The 16,545-nt window shown below is 65.7% G+C and carries 15 protein-coding genes; 5 read left to right on the plus strand and 10 right to left on the minus strand.

Features of this window, described 5'->3' with window-relative positions:
* Positions 1-57: 57 nt before the first annotated feature.
* Positions 58-924, minus strand: coding sequence for a DUF5677 domain-containing protein (locus Q368_RS25825; protein ID WP_156955757.1), 867 nt, complete (start codon positions 922-924; stop codon positions 58-60).
* Positions 925-1,341: 417 nt separating this feature from the next.
* Between Q368_RS25825 and Q368_RS0115615 the strand changes: the two genes are divergently transcribed.
* Both Q368_RS0115615 and Q368_RS0115620 read left to right on the plus strand, forming a co-directional pair.
* Entirely contained in the window at positions 1,342-3,168 is a 1,827-nt protein-coding gene (locus Q368_RS0115615; protein ID WP_029459990.1) for a methyl-accepting chemotaxis protein, read from the plus strand.
* An 81-nt stretch (positions 3,169-3,249) separates the two neighbouring features.
* Positions 3,250-4,050, plus strand: coding sequence for a split-Soret cytochrome c (locus Q368_RS0115620; RefSeq protein WP_029459991.1), 801 nt, complete (start codon positions 3,250-3,252; stop codon positions 4,048-4,050).
* Between the two features lie 70 nt (positions 4,051-4,120).
* Here the strand turns inward: Q368_RS0115620 and Q368_RS0115625 are convergent, their stop codons facing one another.
* Positions 4,121-5,245, minus strand: coding sequence for an acyltransferase family protein (locus Q368_RS0115625; protein ID WP_052360199.1), 1,125 nt, complete (start codon positions 5,243-5,245; stop codon positions 4,121-4,123).
* Positions 5,246-5,476: 231 nt separating this feature from the next.
* On the opposite strand from Q368_RS0115625, the gene Q368_RS0115630 reads away from it, so the two are divergent.
* Both Q368_RS0115630 and Q368_RS0115635 read left to right on the plus strand, forming a co-directional pair.
* Positions 5,477-6,217: a respiratory nitrate reductase subunit gamma gene (locus Q368_RS0115630; protein ID WP_029459993.1), complete on the plus strand. Its 741-nt coding sequence runs from the start codon at positions 5,477-5,479 to the stop codon at positions 6,215-6,217.
* A 15-nt stretch (positions 6,218-6,232) separates the two neighbouring features.
* Entirely contained in the window at positions 6,233-7,522 is a 1,290-nt protein-coding gene (locus tag Q368_RS0115635; protein ID WP_052360200.1) for a (Fe-S)-binding protein, read from the plus strand.
* Here Q368_RS0115635 and Q368_RS0115640 read toward each other — a convergent pair.
* The 4 genes from Q368_RS0115640 to Q368_RS0115655 all read right to left on the minus strand — a co-directional run bounded on the left by Q368_RS0115640 (position 7,519) and on the right by Q368_RS0115655 (position 11,520).
* Positions 7,519-7,965 carry a hypothetical protein gene (locus Q368_RS0115640; protein ID WP_029459995.1) on the minus strand — a complete coding sequence of 149 codons (447 nt, stop codon included), beginning with the start codon at positions 7,963-7,965 and terminating at the stop codon, positions 7,519-7,521. The two genes, Q368_RS0115635 and Q368_RS0115640, sit on opposite strands and share 4 nt — an antisense overlap.
* On the minus strand, positions 7,962-9,128 hold the full coding sequence (ahbD, locus tag Q368_RS0115645; protein ID WP_029459996.1) for a heme b synthase: 1,167 nt from the start codon (positions 9,126-9,128) through the stop codon (positions 7,962-7,964). The genes Q368_RS0115640 and ahbD overlap by 4 nt, the downstream gene beginning before the upstream one ends.
* 137 nt (positions 9,129-9,265) lie before the next feature.
* Entirely contained in the window at positions 9,266-10,246 is a 981-nt protein-coding gene (gene hemB, locus Q368_RS0115650) for a porphobilinogen synthase (RefSeq protein WP_029459997.1), read from the minus strand.
* Positions 10,247-10,272: 26 nt separating this feature from the next.
* The gene (locus tag Q368_RS0115655; protein ID WP_029459998.1) at positions 10,273-11,520 is read right to left on the minus strand and encodes an HDOD domain-containing protein; all 1,248 of its coding nucleotides are present in this window, start codon (positions 11,518-11,520) and stop codon (positions 10,273-10,275) included.
* 178 nt (positions 11,521-11,698) lie between these two features.
* Between Q368_RS0115655 and Q368_RS0115660 the strand changes: the two genes are divergently transcribed.
* Positions 11,699-11,944, plus strand: coding sequence for a hypothetical protein (locus Q368_RS0115660; RefSeq protein ID WP_029459999.1), 246 nt, complete (start codon positions 11,699-11,701; stop codon positions 11,942-11,944).
* A 199-nt stretch (positions 11,945-12,143) separates the two neighbouring features.
* On the opposite strand, the gene ahbC is transcribed toward Q368_RS0115660, so the two are convergent.
* The 4 genes from ahbC to Q368_RS0115680 all read right to left on the minus strand — a co-directional run bounded on the left by ahbC (position 12,144) and on the right by Q368_RS0115680 (position 16,477).
* Positions 12,144-13,331 carry a 12,18-didecarboxysiroheme deacetylase gene (ahbC, locus tag Q368_RS0115665; RefSeq protein ID WP_029460000.1) on the minus strand — a complete coding sequence of 396 codons (1,188 nt, stop codon included), beginning with the start codon at positions 13,329-13,331 and terminating at the stop codon, positions 12,144-12,146.
* A 118-nt stretch (positions 13,332-13,449) separates the two neighbouring features.
* Complete coding sequence (locus tag Q368_RS0115670) at positions 13,450-14,085, minus strand: class I SAM-dependent DNA methyltransferase (RefSeq protein ID WP_029460001.1); 636 nt, start codon at positions 14,083-14,085, stop codon at positions 13,450-13,452.
* Positions 14,086-14,335: 250 nt separating this feature from the next.
* Positions 14,336-14,728, minus strand: a complete 393-nt coding sequence (locus Q368_RS0115675; protein WP_029460002.1) for a response regulator — start codon at positions 14,726-14,728, stop codon at positions 14,336-14,338.
* An 18-nt stretch (positions 14,729-14,746) separates the two neighbouring features.
* A complete protein-coding gene (locus Q368_RS0115680) occupies positions 14,747-16,477 on the minus strand; it encodes a sensor histidine kinase (protein WP_029460003.1) in 1,731 nt (576 codons plus the stop codon).
* Positions 16,478-16,545: the final 68 nt, after the last annotated feature.

A 16,545-nucleotide genomic window follows, 5' to 3' on the forward strand; every position in this document is an offset into this window, starting at 1 on the left:
CTCCCCCTTCCCCTAACCGCCAAGGGCCGGCAGGACGTGCGTCCTGCCGGCCCTTTTTTACCCAATATGTTTGAGCTCGGGAATATTTAGTATCCTATCATACCAATCATTTTTGTGTTTCGATGCAAAGGCAGAAAGTTCAGACTCAAAACATGTAGAAAGAACCGAATGATAAGCACGGACTAGCAACATACAACAGCTTCCGAGAACATCATCAATATTTAATGCATGCCACTGGGGTAAAATTTTAGCCTTGCCGGCACTAATAACACAAAACGGATCAAGAATCGATGTATGAATACTTTTTGATAAATATGAATAGGCATGAAAATAATCATACTTTGCGTTTATTTGTTCAGCAATATCACGCAAACTACCTACACCAAGAGCCTGAAACCATTTCTTATAAGTTTTGCTTTTGAATTCTGACGCAACATCCCTTCTCTTACCTTCACTTATCATCTTTTCAAAACTAGACAATTCTTTATTCAATGCATCTTTGCCATTTTCAATACCGAGGTCTCTATAAATATTAACTTTTACGCCATCAACATCAAGTCCTATCTGTAATTTCAGATCTTCAATTTTTTTTAATATTGAATACACAAAGAAATACGTCACCCTATTGTCAGTATCACAAGAAAGTATCCACTCCAGCTGAAACCAAGATTCTAGTGAAACTCGAAAATTTGCTTTACTTGATTCGACCAACCCAGCACGACACAGCTCACAAACCGCAGCAGATTGAATAACCATGTTTCGAAGAAATACATGAAGAATGACCAATTCAAGTTCGACATTGTCAGTTGTTTTTGACACTTTCGCAATCAACTCATCTCCATAATTTGCTATTTCTTCTAACAATTCGATTGAGTCCTTATAATTCTTGTTCACAAACTCGATACAATCATTCTTCCCTCGCATATAGACCTCCAAAAATTTTTAAAAAAATAGCCGCCAGAATAAAAAATGTAAATATATAGAGAAACTTTTTTGCCGTCAGCTTTGCCTTCACACCAAAACATCCGCCTGCCTCCCGGCGGTGCTGCTTTTCATATCCCCCGCGCTAACCGGAGTTTGCACTTCGCGCGACGCACGCGGCGACAATGGCGTTATTCAAGGATGTTACAGTTTCGTTACCATTGGTACGGTCCTTGCTAATTTTCAAATAGCGTACACCAGCCCCATACAGCGGTGAGAGAAATACTGTCGCCGTAACCATGGACCCCTGCCGCAAACATCTTGCGACAGGGTGCAAGGGAGATTTTGTCTCAAAAAATGGGCAAGCCTTGTTTTCCATGACCGCAGCAAGAGACGAGTACATTCGTTCCGGAGGTGAAGATGAATCTGCAAAAGATGTTCATGCTCATATGCGGATGCATCTGCATCGCGACCTTCACGGTCATCGTCGTCATCGTCAATACCGACACCGAGAAGGCGATCATCCAGGAATACCAGCAGAAAGCCGACATCCTGCTGCGGTCCATGAAAGCCGTGCGCGCGCACATCGGCGGCGTGGTGCGGCCGGCGGCCACGAAACTCATCGGCAAGGACGGCTTCCTCGTGGAACTGCAATCCACGTCGTTCGCCGCCAACAAGGTCTTTGCCGCCATCGCCCCGGCCCACAAGTACGACATCTCCTTTCGCACGCCCTCGACCAAGCCGCTCAACCACGCCAACCGGGCCAACGACGTGGAAGCCGACCTCATCGGCAAGCTCGACGCCATGCACACGGCCGGAGCCAAGGAACTCGTCTGGAAGGGCGTGCGCCACATCGGGGGCGTGGACTATTACGTCATCGCCGTGGGCGAGGTGAACAAGCAAAGCTGTCTGCCCTGCCACATGCGCCGCGAGGACGCGCCGGAAAGCCTGCGCGACAAGTACGCCTTCGACAGCCCGGCCAGGCTCGCAGACCGCGTGGAATCGGCCGAGATCGTCACGATCCCCATCGACAAGCTCTACGCCACGGTCAGGCGCTCCACCACGCTGCTCGTCGCTGTCTGCCTGGCGGGGCTGGCCGTCATCCTCGCCGCGACCACGATCGCCTTCCGCACCCTGGTGAGCGCCCCGGTGACGCGCCTTGGCGCCTACGCCACGCAGATCGAACGCGGCAACCTCGACGCCGCGCCCCAGGGCACGTTCCGCTACGGCCTCAAGCGGCTCAAGGGCTGCGTGGAGCGCATGGTCGAGGAGCTTAAAAGCCGCATAGCGGAATCGGCCGCCCTGGCCGAGACGTCCCGCCGCCAGGCCGAAGAGGCCCATGCTGCCCGGGCCGCGGCGGAAGAAGCCCGGGCGCAGGCCGAACACAGCCGGCGTGAAGGCATGCTGCAAGCGGCCGAAAGCCTGCGCGGCGTAGTGCGCATCGTCACGGACAAGTCCGGCGAACTCTCCGAACAGGTGGACCGCTGCAGCCAGGGCGCGGACACCATGACCACACTCGCCCGCGAATCCGAGGCGGCCATGGCGGACCTCGACGCCTCGGTCGAAGACATCGCCCGAAGCGCCGCGGCCGCTGCCGCGACCACCGGCAGCACCCGGGAGCGCGCCGTGGAAGGCGAGGACGTGGTCGGCAGGGCCGTGGCCTGCATCCAGGATGTGGCCGCCCAGTCCGAGGCCGTCAAAAGCGACATGGCGGCACTTGGGCACAGCGCCGACGGCATCGGCCGCATCATCGACGTCATCAACGAGATCGCCGACCAGACGAACCTGCTCGCCCTCAACGCCGCCATCGAGGCGGCCCGCGCCGGCGAGGCCGGCCGGGGCTTCGCCGTGGTCGCGGACGAAGTGCGAAAGCTCGCGGAAAAAACCATGACCGCCACCAAGGAAGTCGGCGCGGCGGTGCGCGGCATCCAGGACGGCACGGCGAAAAACGTCGCCAACGTGGAGCAGGCGGTGCGCGGCATCGCCCAGGCAAGCGCCCTGGCCGCGGCCTCGCGCGACGCCCTGCGTGCAATCGCCGGCCAGGTGGCCGAGGCGGCAAGCCTAGCCGCAGACATCGCCGCAGCTTCGGGCCGCCAGTCCGCGGCGAGCGCCCGTGTCGGCGATTCCATCGAACACATCCGCGCCCTGGCCACGGAAACCGCCGCCGCCATGGCGACGGCCGAAGGGGCGGCCGAAGAAATGGCCGGACAGACCCATACGCTCAAAAGCCTGCTGGAATCCCTGTGAGGGGGGATCGCCACGGGTTGCAGTTTCCTGACGCCCCCGGCCGTTGCGGCGGGGGCAACCGACCAACGACAAGGAGGAGACATGGCACTGAACAGACGGGCGATGCTTGGCACATTGGGCGGGCTGGCTTTCGGCGGCGCGCTTGCGGCGACGGTGGGCAAGGTGGGCGCGGCCCCGTTCGACCAGAGCAGCGCGCCTTTCGGCTGGACGCCGCACAAGCTCGACCCCGCCGCCTGCGCCAAGACGGCCTACGACGGCTACTGGTTCGAGGACTACGGCTGCTGCTACGGGGCGTTCTACGCCATCGTCGGCACCATGGCCGAAAAATACGGCGCGCCCTACAACCAGTTCCCCTTCACCATGATGGAAGTGGGCAAGAGCGGCATTTCCGAGTGGGGGACCATCTGCGGCGCGCTTTTAGGAGTCGCCAGCGCCTACGCCCTGTTCTGGGGCCGCAAGGAGCGCAACGCCATGGTCACGGAGCTTTTCCGCTGGTACGAGAAGACCGCCTTCCCGACCTACGACCCGGGCGACGCGGCCAAGGGCGTCAAGGGCCCGCTGCCGATGAGCACGTCGGACTCGGTCCTGTGCCACATCTCGGTGAGCCGCTGGTGCTACGCCAACAAGAAGGAACAAAGCTCCAAGGACCGCAGCGAGCGCTGCTCCCGCGTCACGGCGGACGTGGCGGCCAAGGGCATCGCGATATTAAACGCCAAGATCGACGGCAGCTTCAAGCCGGACGGCAAATCGGAAGCGGTCGCCTACTGCGGGGAATGCCACGGCAAGGGCAAGACCGCGGACAATTCCAAGGGTCTCATGGACTGCCGCCCCTGCCACAGCGGCGGCGAGGCCACGCAAAACAAGTTCCAGAACCATCCCTGAGGCGGATCCCCTCCCGCCTCGCCCATGCCCCGGCCGGACCAGTCCAGCGGTCCGGCCGGGGCTTCTGCGCTCAGCGCGCCGCCGGCGGCGGGGTGAAGCGCAGGCGCAACGGCGCGCCCGTGAGCAGCGCGAAAAGCCGTGGCAGGCACGCGGCAAGCCCCCAGCCGAGCAGGGACAGCAAGACCATGGCCGCAACGCCGGCCACGGGATAGGCGGCAAGCTGGGCAAGCGTGCTCGCCGGCCGCCACAGCGGCACGAGATACGACTGCATGACCGAGACCGTGGGCTCGTGGGTGAGGAAGACGAAAAAGCTCATGGCCGCAAGCCGGTGCAGCAGCCGGCTGTCCTTGATCCAGCCCTGGCGCGACAGGCACCAGAACGCGGCCACGCCGAGCATCTGGTAGACCTTCTTGAACGCCGCCAAGCCGTAGATATCGAACCCGAGCCACGGCGAAAGCCCGACGACGATGGTCGCCGCCGCGAAAAGCGGTAAAACGGCCTTGTCCCAGCCGGCCGTGTCGCGAAGCCCCGCCCGCCGCCTGGCCAGCCAGCCCCCGGCATAGAAGGCGAACGCGAACCCGGACAGGGAATATTCGTTGTCCGTCGTGCCCACGAACCAGGCAAGCCCGAGCAGGACGAGGCCGAGGTCCGGCAGGCGGCGGAAAAATACCAGAAAGAGCGGCGTGAGCGCAAACACGGTGAGCAGGTCGCGCAGAAACCAGAGCGGATAGTTGAACGGGGTCGTGCCGAAGCCGACGAGCTTGCGCAGGATGCCGGCGGTGAGCACGAAGGAGCGGCCGCCGAAAAACGGGATGCTGCCGATGTAGAGCACCCAGGCGATCCAGATGCCGTTGAAGAGGAGAAACGGCACGCCGATGGCCACGGCCTTGGTGCGCACGAGCCGCCAGTAGGCAGCGGGCGTCGCCTCGAGCTTGCGCAGCAGCAGATAACCGGAGATGGCGAAAAAAAGCGGCACCGCGACGCAGGCCAGCCCCCGGTTGAACACGGTCAGCACGAACTGCGCCGTGGGCGAGGCGAACGGCACCTCCGCGCCGATCCAGCGGCCACCGTGGCACAGCACGATCAGGCCGATGAGGATGGCGCGCAGGACGTCGATGCGCACCGAAACGTCCGGATCGATGGCATCACGGACGGGGTCCAGGGAACGCCAGGGGGAAGGGATGGTGATCGGCAAGCAGACTCCGGAAACAGGACGCTAGGAAACAACTTTCCCGAGGGAAAAGACGGGTCCGATACCCACGCCGGTCGCCGAAGCCGAGGAGATGGTTACAAACGACAGCCGCTTTTTGAAGGTGGACACCTAAAATTCTTTATTATACAAAAAGCCCACACCAAGTCAAGGACATTTCCCCCAACGCCTGCCCGCTGCCGCAATGCGCGGCCCCGCCCCGACGGAGGTCCGTTCATGGAGCACGCATCCACCTTCTTCCACGGGTTGCCCTACCTGACCGGCGCGGCCCTGCTCCTCGGCCTGCTGTGGCGGTTGCGCCGCTGGCAGCGCGTCGTGGCCCGACCCGCGCCGCTTTTCCCCGCCCCGGACACGACGCCGGCCGCATGGGCCCAAATCGCCGCCGAAGTCTGCCTGCTCGGCGGACGCCGCAGCGCATTCGCCGCCGGCATCGTCGCCGCCTGGTGCCTCCATGCCACCCTGCTCCTGCTTGCCGTGGGGCATTGCCGCGCCGTGGCGGACTTTCCCGGACTCTGGGCAGTCCTCGGGCTGACCGTCAAGGACGTGGACCGCTTCGGGGCCGTCGCCGGCAGCGCGGCAGGGCTCGCCGCACTGGCCGCCGTGGCGGCGCTGGCCGTGCGCAGGCTCGCCAGTCCCGCCCTGCGCGTCGCCAGCCGGCCGCAGGACTTCCTCGCCCTGGCGCTTCTGGCCGCGGTCCTCGCGTCGGGGCTTTTCATGCGCCTTGCCGGCCGCACCGAACTTGCCGACGTGCGCGCCTACTGCGCCGCCCTGGCCGCCCTGCGCCCCGGCCCCATGCCGCAAGCCCCCGGCTTCGCCGTCCATTTCCTGCTCGCCCAGGCCCTGGCCGTGTACCTTCCCTGGGGCAAACTGCTGCACGCCTTCGGCGTCTTTCCCGCCAAGGCGGGCCTGCGCGCCGCGACGTTCCCGCCCGCCGACGCCGCCGGCGGCGCTTCCTGACCCCCGGAGCCGCCCATGCATCCCAGGCTTTCCCGCCTCACATCCGAGGATCTGGCCCAGGCGCAATCGGCCGTCAGGAACATGCGAAACGGCCCGCGCGCCCTGCAACTGGCGCTTGAAATCTGCGTGGGCTGCGGCCGTTGCGCCGCTGTCTGCCACAACAGCCTCACCGACGGGCAAGTTCGGTTCCACCCCGTCCACCGGGCGGAACTGCTGCGCAAGGCCTACCGCCGGGGCCGGGGCCCGGACGCGGCGGAACTGGCCGTCTGGATGCGGGATTTCTACGAATGTTCCTGCTGCCGGCGCTGCGCCGTCTATTGTCCCCTGGGCCTGGACAATGCCGTGCTCACCCGCGCGGCGCGCGCCGTGCTCGGCGACCTGGGGCTGACGCCCTGCCCCATCGCCGCGACGCAACAGGCCTCGGACGCCCGGGGCAACAACGAAGGCGCCTCCGAAGCGGCCATCCGCGACATGATCCGATTTCTGGAAGGAGAACTGCGCGAGGAGCACGGCGCGGACATCCGCATCCCCCTCGACGCCCGGGCGGACGTCCTTTTCGCCACGGCCTCGAGCGAGATCATGGCCCGGCCCGAAAACCTCATGGGCTGCGCCACGTTCTTCCATCTGGCCGGCATCCCCTGGACGCTGTCCATAAAGGCCTTCGACGCCGCCAACTTCGGCCTGTTCTCGGGCGACGACGCCCACATGCGCCGCAAGAACGCACTGCTGCACGAAGCCTGCCTGGAAACCGGGGCAAAGCGGCTGGTCATCGGCGAATGCGGCCACGCCTACCGAGTGGCCAAATACATGGGCGGGCACACCAGCGCCCCGGGCCTTCCCTACGCCGTCACCGACATCTTCACCCTGGCCGCGGACGTCCTGCGCCGGGGAGGCATCCGCCTCGATCCCGGACGCAATCCCCGCCCGACGACCTACCATGATCCCTGCAACTTCGGCCGCAGCGGCGGCATTATGGAAGCGCCGCGCCAAGTGCTGCGCGCCTGCGTGGCGGATTTTCGGGAAATGTCGCCCAACCGCGAGGCCAACTTCTGTTGCGGGGGCGGCGGCGGGTTGGCGGTGCTGGAAACGGCGGAAGGCACGCCGCGCAAGGACACGTTCTACGAATTCCGCATGCAGGTCTCGGGACGGCGCAAGCTCGCGCAGATCCAGGACAGCGGCGCGGCCCTGGTCACGGCCCCGTGCTTCAACTGCCTGCGCCAGATCGAGCAGCTGGCCGATTACTACGACGCGGACGTCGGCGTGACCACGGTCTTCGAGCTGTTCGACCGCGCGGTGCAGTGTTAGAGGGGGTCGTCCTGTCCGACATCATCCTCGTCCCGGATCGCCGGCCGGTCGGCGGCCCGCCACAGGCAAAGCCCCCCTCCCGCGCCGGCCAGGGCGAGCAGCGCGGCGACCGTGCGCGAGCGTGAAAGTCCGCCCAGGAAATCCAGGAACGCATCGGCGGCCAGGAGCGCCTTGCCGCCGAAGACCGCCATACGCCGCGCGTAGGCTTTCGTGTCTTCCACAGGCAGGGGATAGGCCACGCCGTCGATGACCTGGTAGCCCGAGGCCTCGGGCGCGGCCCCGGCGCGCTGCCAGACCACGGCCGCCGCGCCGAGCCCGCACAGCAGGCAGGCGACCGCCAGGGTGCGCAACACGCGCCGCCGCCCGCGCTCCCGATCACCGGGTTCGCCGGGGCCGGGAGCCGGGACGGGATCGCCGGAGGCGGGAACCTCCGGCGCGTTCATGCGCCCTCGCCCGCGGCCTTGGCCGGGGTGTAGTCGCAAAGCGGCTCCGGGGCCATGTAGTCGCCGGACATGGTCTGCGCCCTGGCGCGGCAGCCGCCGCAGACGCGGTGGTACTCGCACACGCCGCACTTGCCCTTGTATTCCTCCTTGTTGCGGAACTGGAGGAACTGGGGCGAGGAGCGCCAGATTTCCGGGAACGGGGTCTTGCGCACGTTGCCGCAGTCGAGGTCCAGGTAGCCGCAGGGCTGCACCTGGCCCACGGCCGAGATGAAGCAGAAGCCCGTGCCGCCCAGACACCCGCGCGTCATGGCGTCCATGCCGAAGGTGTCGGGCGTGACGGAAACGCCCTCGGCCTTGGCCCGCTGGCGCATGATGCGGTAGTAGTGCGGGGCGCAGGTGGCTTTTAAGTGCATGTTCGTGGTCTTGCGGAAGTCGTAGAACCAGTTGAGCACTTCCTCGTACTGCTTAGCCGTTATGATCTCGGCCCCGAGTTCCGCCGCGCGTCCCGTGGGCACGAGCAGGAAGATGTGCCAGGCGGCCGCGCCGAGCTTGTCGGCAAGTGCAAAGATTTCCTTGAAATTTCCCATGTTGTGCTTGGTGACCGTGGTGTTGATCTGAAACTCCACCCCGGCCGCCTTGAGGTGCTCGATGCCGCGCAGCGCCCCTTCGAACGCGCCCGGCACGCCGCGGAAGGCGTCGTGGTCCGCGGCGTTTGGCGCGTCGATGGAAATGGAGCAGCGGGCGATGCCCGAGGCCTTGATCTCGCGGGCGTTTTCCGCGGTGACCAGCGTGCCGTTGGGGGCCATGACGCAGCGCAGGTCGCGGCTTCGCGCGTGGCGCACGAGGTCGAAGATGTCCGGGCGCAGGAGCGGCTCGCCGCCGGTGAAAATGATGATGGGGCTGCCGGTCTGCGGGAAGGTGTCGATGAGCGCCTTGGCCTCGGCGGTGTCGAACTCACCCGGCCAGGGGTCGAGGCAGGCCTCGGCCCGGCAGTGCTTGCAGGCCAGGTTGCAGGCGCGGGTGACTTCCCAGGCGATCAGGCGCAGGGACGGCATGCCGCCGGGCGCGGCCTGGGCGTGGGGATGGCCGGCCGGGTGGCCGCCGGGATGACCGAGGGGGTGGCCGCCGGGGTGTCCGGGGCCCTTGCCGTGGGGATGCTGCATATGGGGAACTGCGGACCGGCGGCGCGTGGCGTGCGCCGGTCCCCTCCTTGGGCGCGATTTGCGCGCGGCCGCAACATGCGAAGCGGCCGCGCGGCTTTTGATATAATGGTTGGGCGGAGCGAGGCAAGGTGCGGGGCCTAGAGCCAGGGCAGCACCTTCTCGGCGAAGTAGGTGATGATCATGTCCGCGCCGGCGCGCTTGATGCCGGTGAGCGACTCCAGGATGGCCCGTTTTTCGTCGAGCCAGCCGTTGGCGATGGCCGCTTGCAGCATGGCGTATTCGCCGCTCACCTGGTAGGCGGCGATGGGTGTGTCGAAACTGTCGCGCAAAAGCCGCACCACGTCGAGATAGGGCATGGCCGGCTTGACCATGAGGATATCCGCGCCCTCTTCCAGGTCGGCCGCGGCCTCGCGCAGCCCCTCGCGCACGTTGGCCGGGTCCATCTGGTAGCCGCGCCGGTCGCCGAAGGCCGGGGCGCTCTCGGCGGCCTCGCGAAACGGGCCGTAGAAGGCCGAGGCGTACTTGACGGCATAGGACATGATCGGAATGTGGGAAAAGCCCGCATCGTCCAGGGCGGCGCGGATGGCCGCGACCCGGCCGTCCATCATGTCCGAGGGCGCGATGATGTCCGCCCCGGCCCGGGCGTGGCTCACGGCCGTTTTGGCCAAAAGTTCCAGGGTGGCGTCGTTATTCACCTCGCCGTGGCCGTCGAGCAGGCCGCAGTGGCCGTGGCTCGTGTATTCGCACAGGCACACGTCCGTGACCACGGCCAGTTGCGGATAGGTTTCCTTGAGGCGCATGACCGCGCGCTGCACGATGCCGTCGTCGGCGTAGGCCCCGGAGCCGGCCGGGTCCTTCTTCTCGGGCAGGCCGAACACGATCACCGAGCGCAGCCCCATGTCCATGGCCGCGCCCGCGCGGGCGACGAGCTTTTCCACGGAGAGCTGGGACTGGCCGGGCATGGACCCGAGCGGCTTCTCGAAATCCGCGTCGGGCGTATCCACCACGAAATAGCCCTGGATGAGGTCGTCGGGACGCAGTTCGGTCTCGCGTACCATGTCGCGTAAAAACGCCGTACGGCGCAACCGGCGGCCGCGATGGAAATCGCCGAAAGCCATGCATAACCTCGCTTGCTTGCGTTGGATCAGTTCTTGCGGACCGGGAAGAACGCGCCCACGATTTCGTCGATCTGGTCCCGGCCCGCGTCGGCCACCTCGGCCAGGCGGTCGGGGTCGAGCCCGAGCGTGGCCCAGGCATCCGGGTCGAGCGCAGGGACCATCACCGACGCCGGCGGCGTGTGCCCGAGGGCCACGGCCATGATGTCGGCCAGATGCAGGACGGCCGCCTCGACGTCTCCCGGACTGGAGGACGGCGCATGGTGGCAGGAAACCGTGGTCACGAGGGCCTCGGGGAACTTCCAGGCCTTGAGCAGCAGCCCCCCGATCAGCGGATGGGAAAACCCCAGCACCTCGCTTTCGGCCACGCACAGGGGCGTCATGTTGCCCTTGGCGTAATAGATGGCCTCCACGGCGGCGTGGGGGAGCTTCTTGAAGATGACGAGCCGGCCGATATCGTGGAGCACGCCGGCCACGAACAGCCGTTCGGAGCCCTTGCCGGCCACGGCGTCGCCAAGCAGCCGGGCAAAGACGCCGACAGCCATGGAATGCTCCCAGAACGTGCGCATGTTGATCAGTTCCGGGGGAATGTCCTTGAAGGCGTTCATGGCCGCGATGCCGAGCGCCAGGGTGGAGACCTCCTGGCTGCCGAGAACGATGACCGCCCGGCTGATGGAGTCCACGCGGTGGGGCAGGCCGTAGAACGGACTGTTGACGAGCTTCAAGAGCTTGGCCGTCAGGCTCGTGTCCTTGCTGATGACGTCGGCGACCTGGGCGGAGGTGCTGACGGGCGAATCGAGCACCTGGCGGATCTTGAAATAGATGTCCGGGAAGGACGCCAGCTTGACCTCGCTGTCCACGAGGTCCTCCACGCCGCCCTCTTCGCGGAAAAAGAGGTCGCCCATGGACTCGGCCCGGGGATTGGGGCCGATCTCGGGCACGATGGGAACGCCCTCGGCCAGGGCGTGGGCCTGGGCCATGACGGCGATTTCGTAGAGCGCGGCGATGGCGGGATGGGACAGGTCGTTGGCCAGGAACCGGCGGACGACATGGGCTGCGCTTTCCTGGAGCAGGGCCTCGGTCACGTCTCCCGCGCCCGCGTCGCCGCCCCCGGAATCGGCCACGTCGGCCCCGGGCACGCCGCGCTTGCGCAGGCTGCCGATGAGGCTGTCCGTGAGCGTCATGCCCTTGGGCAACAGCATCTTGCCGTCAGACCCCAGGAGGTCCGACGCCAGCACCATGCCCGGTTCGAGCGCATCCACGGGAAGCCTGCCCACAATGCGATCCTTTCCGCGCCGCTTGTTGGGTAATTTGCGCGGTTTCCATTGTCTCATATTCCTTTTACCCGGGCGTGGTCAACTGGCGCGAGAACGCTTTACAGGCTCGCGGGCCGGGAGTATGACGCCCCCCGACAAAAACAACCGCCACGGGCGTGGCCTGGGGGAGAAGGACGCAATGAGCGCAAGCGCGGCATCGCTGGCCAAGGTCAAGGATCTCAACACCATTACCGTCGCCAAGGCCGGACCCGTCCCGACCATGGACGATACGGCCAAGCTGGCCGTGGCCGTGGAAGCCCTCTCGGCCATCGCCGGCGAAAACGACCTGACCTGCCTGCGGGCCCTTTTCCGCATGCGCCGCCGGGCCGAAGAGGCGCTGCTGTCCATCCGCGGCATGCGCCCCGACCAGCACACCCTGTTCTAGATTTGAGGAGAGGTAGGGGGAAGGGAAAAAGGGAAGGAACGCCTCCGGCGGCCAAAGGGCTTCGCCCTCTGGACTCCCTAAAAGGAACATCCCATCCGGCTACCCGGCTTCAGTGCCCAGCTAATTTCTTTTTCGATTCCATGCAAAAAGGGCCGTACGCCACGCGCACGGCCCTTTTTCGTGTCCTTTGGACGGGCGATTATTCTTCGGGGCGAATCTCGTCGTCGGTCAGGTAGCAGGCCGGATCCGGACCCCAGACGTCGCCCGAGACGGCCTCGGCGCGGGCGCGGAAGTTGCCGCCGCAGATTTCGAGATAGCGGCAGGTCGCGCAGCGCCCGGTCACATGGCGCTTCTTGTCCTTGAGCTTGGCCAAAAGTTCGATCGCCGGGTCGTCCCAGATCTGGGAGAACGGCCGTTCCCGCACGTTGCCGAACACGTGGTTGCGCCAGAACTGGTCGGCATGCACCTTGCCGTCCCAGGAAATGCAGCCGATGCCGCGGCCGGAGCTGTTGCCCTCGTTGAAGGAGAGCAGCTCCTTGACCTCGGCCGCACGGGCCGGGTCCTCGCGCAGCAGGCGCAGGTAGACATAGGGGCCGTCGGCGTGGTTGTCGACGGTGAGCACTTCCTTGGGAATTCCCGCGTCGTGCAGCGCCCGCGTGCGGTCCATGATGAGGTCCACGAGCGCCCGGGTGGCGGCATGGTCCAGGTCTTCCTTGATGAGCTCCGAGCCGCGCCCGGCGTAGACCAGATGGTAGAAGCAGATGCGCGGCACTTCGAGGTCGCGCAGGAGGTCGAAGAGAAGCGGCACTTCGCCGGCATTGCGCTTGTTGATGGTGAAGCGCAGCCCGACCTTGAGCCCTTCCTTCTGGCAGTTCTCGATGCCCTGCAGGGCCTTCTTGTAGGAACCGGCCACGCCGCGGAAGCGGTCGTGGATCTCTTCGCCGCCGTCCAGGGAAATGCCGACGTAGGACAGGCCCACGGCCTTGAGCTCGCGGGCTTTGTCGCGGGTAATGAGCGTGCCGTTGGTGGAGATGACGGCGCGCATGCCGCGCGAGGTGGCGTGGGAGGCCAGTTCGACCAAGTCCTTGCGCACCAGCGGCTCGCCGCCGGAAAAGAGCATGACCGGCGCGCCGTAGGCGGCCAGATCGTCGATCATGGTCTTGGCCTCGGCCGTGCCGATGTCGTCCACGCCTTCGGGGTCCACGGCCTTGGCGTAGCAGTGCACGCACTTGAGGTTGCAGCGCCGGGTCATGTTCCAGACCACGACGGGCTTTTTGTCCTTGGAAAATTGCAGCAGGTGGGACGGCAGCTTGCCGGATTGGCGGCCGTAGCGCAACGCGTCCGAGGGTTCCACCCCGCCGCAGTAAAGCTTGGATATGCCGATCATGAAAAGTCCTCTGTTTCGTTGGGTGGGAAGGCCCTATAATACATTTTTCCCGCACGGGGTAGGGGGCGGCGAAAACGCCGCTGCGGCGGCAACCCCCCGGGATGTCGGGGCAAGACGCTCAGGGCTTCCTGGCGGTCATCAAAAAAACCGGGAAGCTGCGCACGGAACAACACTGTGCGGGTTTCTCGATGACGGCCGCGGTCACGGCGTCGATATCGGTGAAGCCTATGCCGGCCAGGGTGTCGGCCAGTTCCAGGCGGTCGAAACCGAAATGGTGCACCCCGGCGTTGTCGTCGTGGAAGGCCCCGCCTTCGCTGTCGAGGTCGGCCAGGGCGATGCGGCCGCCTTTTTGCGCGGCGGCGAAGAGACGCTTGAGCACGGCGTCCAGTTCGGCCACGTGGTGCAGGGCCATGGCGCTGGCCACGAGGTCGTAGCGCCCGGGCAGCGGATCGCCGGCGGCGAGGTCGGCCAGGATGGTGGCCACGTTGCCGAGCCCCGCGGCCTCGATCTTGGCGTCCAGGGCGGCGAGCATGCCCGGCGAGAAATCCAGGCCCGTGACGCACTCGCAGCGCCGGGAGAGTTCCAGGGTAAGCAGGCCCGTGCCGCAGCCGAAATCCAGGGCGTCGGGCACGGGCTGGCGGAAAAGCCCCGCCCGCTCCATGGCCACGGCGATGTCCTGCGCGAGTTTGCGGCGGTGGGGGCTGGCGTCCCAGGCGGCGGCCCTGGCGTTGAAAAGGGCGACATCATCGGTCATATAAGGATTCCTTCGAGAGAGTGCTCGGGGAGATGCCTCCGGCGGCCAAAGGGCTCATGCCCTTTGGAATCCCGCAACGAGGTAACGAGCGATGCAATTGCAACGTAAGGGCCGTTTCCAGCTGCTCCCGATTGTTCCCACATCAGAGCTGTCCGAAATCCTTGCAGGGAGTCCAGAGGGCGGTGGCCCTTTGGCCGCCGGAGGCGTTCTTCCTGACCACATTTCGCAAGCATTTCTGCCCGGCAGCGAATCAGGCGGGGCCGGCCTTGGCCTTGGCCACGGCCGCGGTGAGCTTGGCGAGCAGCTCGTCGATGTCGCAGGGTTTGAGCAGGTAGTCGGCGGCCCCGGCCTGCATGCCGTCCTGGGCCGCCTCTTCGGAACCGTGCCCGGTGAGCATGATCACGGGCATGGCCGGCACCATCTTCCGAAACACCTTGAGCACCTCGATGCCGTCCATATCCACCATCTTGAGGTCGCACACGGCCGCGTCGAAATCGCTTTCCCGCAGCAGCCGCAGGCCCTCGGCCCCGGACTGGGCCACCTCCACGGCAAGGCCCCGGCGGCGCAGGCGCTTGGCCAGCACGTCGGTAAAACCCACCTCGTCGTCCACCAAAAGGACCCGCAAGGGGATCGCTTCGCTCATGTCTGTCCTCAGGGTCTCTTAGGCCTGTTGCGGCGGGGCGGAGGGCGCGTCGCCCTCGGGTTTGCCCGCCGCCGGCAGGGCGATGCGGAAGGTCGTGCCCTGCTCCGGCGCGGATTCCACGCTGATTTCGCCGCCGAGCTTCTTCACGATGCCGTAGCAGATGGAAAGCCCCAGGCCCGTGCCCTTGCCCACGGCCTTGGTGGTGAAAAAGGGCTCGAAGATGCGCGCGGCCACGGCCTTGGGCATGCCGTGCCCCGTATCCCTGACGGAGAGCACCACGCGGTCGCCGGCAAGGCGGGTGGCGAGGATCAGGTCGCCGCCGTTGCGCTCCATGGCGTCCAGGGCGTTGTTGACGAGGTTGAGCACGAGCTGTTGCAACTCCGAGGGTGAGCCGGCCACGTGGGGCAGCCCTTCGCCCAGGTCGGTCGCGATATGCACGTTGACGTAGCGGGCGCGCTTTTCGGACAGCTCGGCCATTTCGGCCACCAGGGCGTTGAGGTCGAGCTCCTTGATGCGCTCGTCGGTCTTGCGGGCGAAACTCAGGAGCTTGTGCGTGATTTCCTTGCAGCGCACGCCCTGCTGGCGGATCTGGTCCAGGGCGCGGCGCATCTCGGTCATGTTCGCCGGCGTGCCGTAGTCGTCGTCGCCCAGGATGTCGGAGACCCAGCCGGCCTCCTCCATCATGATGGCCACGGGGTTGTTGATCTCGTGGGCTATGCCGGCGGCCAGCTCCCCGACCGAGGCCAGCTTGCCGGCCTCGATGACCTGGTCGTTCAGGAGGTCGCGCTCGGCGTCGGCAGCGGCCACGCGCGACACCATGCGCCTGGCCAGCACCCAGCTGGCGACCAGGATGCCGATGCCGCCGAGCACCACGATGGCGATGGCGAGCAGCCGCGTGCGGTAGAGCGCCGGAAAGGCGTCGGCCTCGTCCTGCTGGTAGACCAGCGCCCAGTCGCCGTCCTTGAACACGCTGGCCACGTACAGGAGCTGGCGTCCCGTTTCCGGGTCCTCGTGGGTGAAAACGAGCGGCTGGTCCTCGGCCTGGGTCGGCGTGCCGCCCGGGTCGCCCCAAATTTGCGCGCGCAGGAACGGCGCGTCGAGCTTCGGGGCGCGTTTGGGCGTGGTCTGCAACTCGCCCCGGGAATTGAGGATGAAGGCCTGGCCCGTGGCGCCCTGGCCGATGTTTTCCACAAGCCGGTTGAAGGCGGCGAAATCGATGGCCGCCCGCACCAGGTATTCGCGCCCGTCGTGGGCCACACGCACGGCGACCACGAAGTGCGGCAGGCCGCGCAGGCCCAGAAAGACGTCGCTGACGGTCAGGTCGCCCTTCCTGGCGGCGCGAAACCACGGGGCCTCGGCATAGTCCGCCCGGCCCAGGCGAAAGGGCCCGGCATAGGAAAGGAGCGCCCCCGCGGCGTCCACGAGGCCGAGGTCCACGAACACGCCGCCGTGCTCGTGCTGCATGGTCGCAAGCAGCGCGGCCAGGCGGCGGTCGTCGGTGAAGTCGCCGAAGGGGGCGATTTCGGCCAGCACGCGCAGTTCGGCGGCGGATTCCCGCAAGAACGCGCCCACCTGCTGCTTGTGCTTGAGCACGAGCTCCTCGAGGTGGGCCACGACCTTGGCCCGATAGGCGGTATGGAACTGATGCCCGAGCACCAGGGCGCAGACGAGAAGCGGGGCCAGGGCGACCGCCACCATCCAGGCCACCAGGACGCGCGTGAGGGATTGATAGTAGTGCCCGTCGCTCAAGACGTACCCCGGGCGGAGGGAGACGGGATCACGGTGGCCAATTGCATGAAAAAAGCATACGTCTCCGG

It is taken from the genome of Solidesulfovibrio alcoholivorans DSM 5433, assembly GCF_000702665.1.
GTDB lineage: Bacteria > Desulfobacterota > Desulfovibrionia > Desulfovibrionales > Desulfovibrionaceae > Solidesulfovibrio > Solidesulfovibrio alcoholivorans.

Coding starts and splice junctions, on each gene's coding strand:
- Q368_RS0115635 (WP_052360200.1), top strand. CDS start 6,233: ATGCATCCCAGGCTTTCCCGCCTCACATCCGAGGATCTGGCCCAGGCG.
- Q368_RS0115630 (WP_029459993.1), top strand. CDS start 5,477: ATGGAGCACGCATCCACCTTCTTCCACGGGTTGCCCTACCTGACCGGC.
- hemB (WP_029459997.1), bottom strand. CDS start 10,246: ATGGCTTTCGGCGATTTCCATCGCGGCCGCCGGTTGCGCCGTACGGCG.
- Q368_RS0115670 (WP_029460001.1), bottom strand. CDS start 14,085: ATGACCGATGATGTCGCCCTTTTCAACGCCAGGGCCGCCGCCTGGGAC.
- Q368_RS0115620 (WP_029459991.1), top strand. CDS start 3,250: ATGGCACTGAACAGACGGGCGATGCTTGGCACATTGGGCGGGCTGGCT.
- ahbD (WP_029459996.1), bottom strand. CDS start 9,128: ATGCAGCATCCCCACGGCAAGGGCCCCGGACACCCCGGCGGCCACCCC.
- Q368_RS0115675 (WP_029460002.1), bottom strand. CDS start 14,728: ATGAGCGAAGCGATCCCCTTGCGGGTCCTTTTGGTGGACGACGAGGTG.
- Q368_RS0115615 (WP_029459990.1), top strand. CDS start 1,342: ATGAATCTGCAAAAGATGTTCATGCTCATATGCGGATGCATCTGCATC.
- Q368_RS25825 (WP_156955757.1), bottom strand. CDS start 924: ATGCGAGGGAAGAATGATTGTATCGAGTTTGTGAACAAGAATTATAAG.
- Q368_RS0115660 (WP_029459999.1), top strand. CDS start 11,699: ATGAGCGCAAGCGCGGCATCGCTGGCCAAGGTCAAGGATCTCAACACC.
- ahbC (WP_029460000.1), bottom strand. CDS start 13,331: ATGATCGGCATATCCAAGCTTTACTGCGGCGGGGTGGAACCCTCGGAC.
- Q368_RS0115640 (WP_029459995.1), bottom strand. CDS start 7,965: ATGAACGCGCCGGAGGTTCCCGCCTCCGGCGATCCCGTCCCGGCTCCC.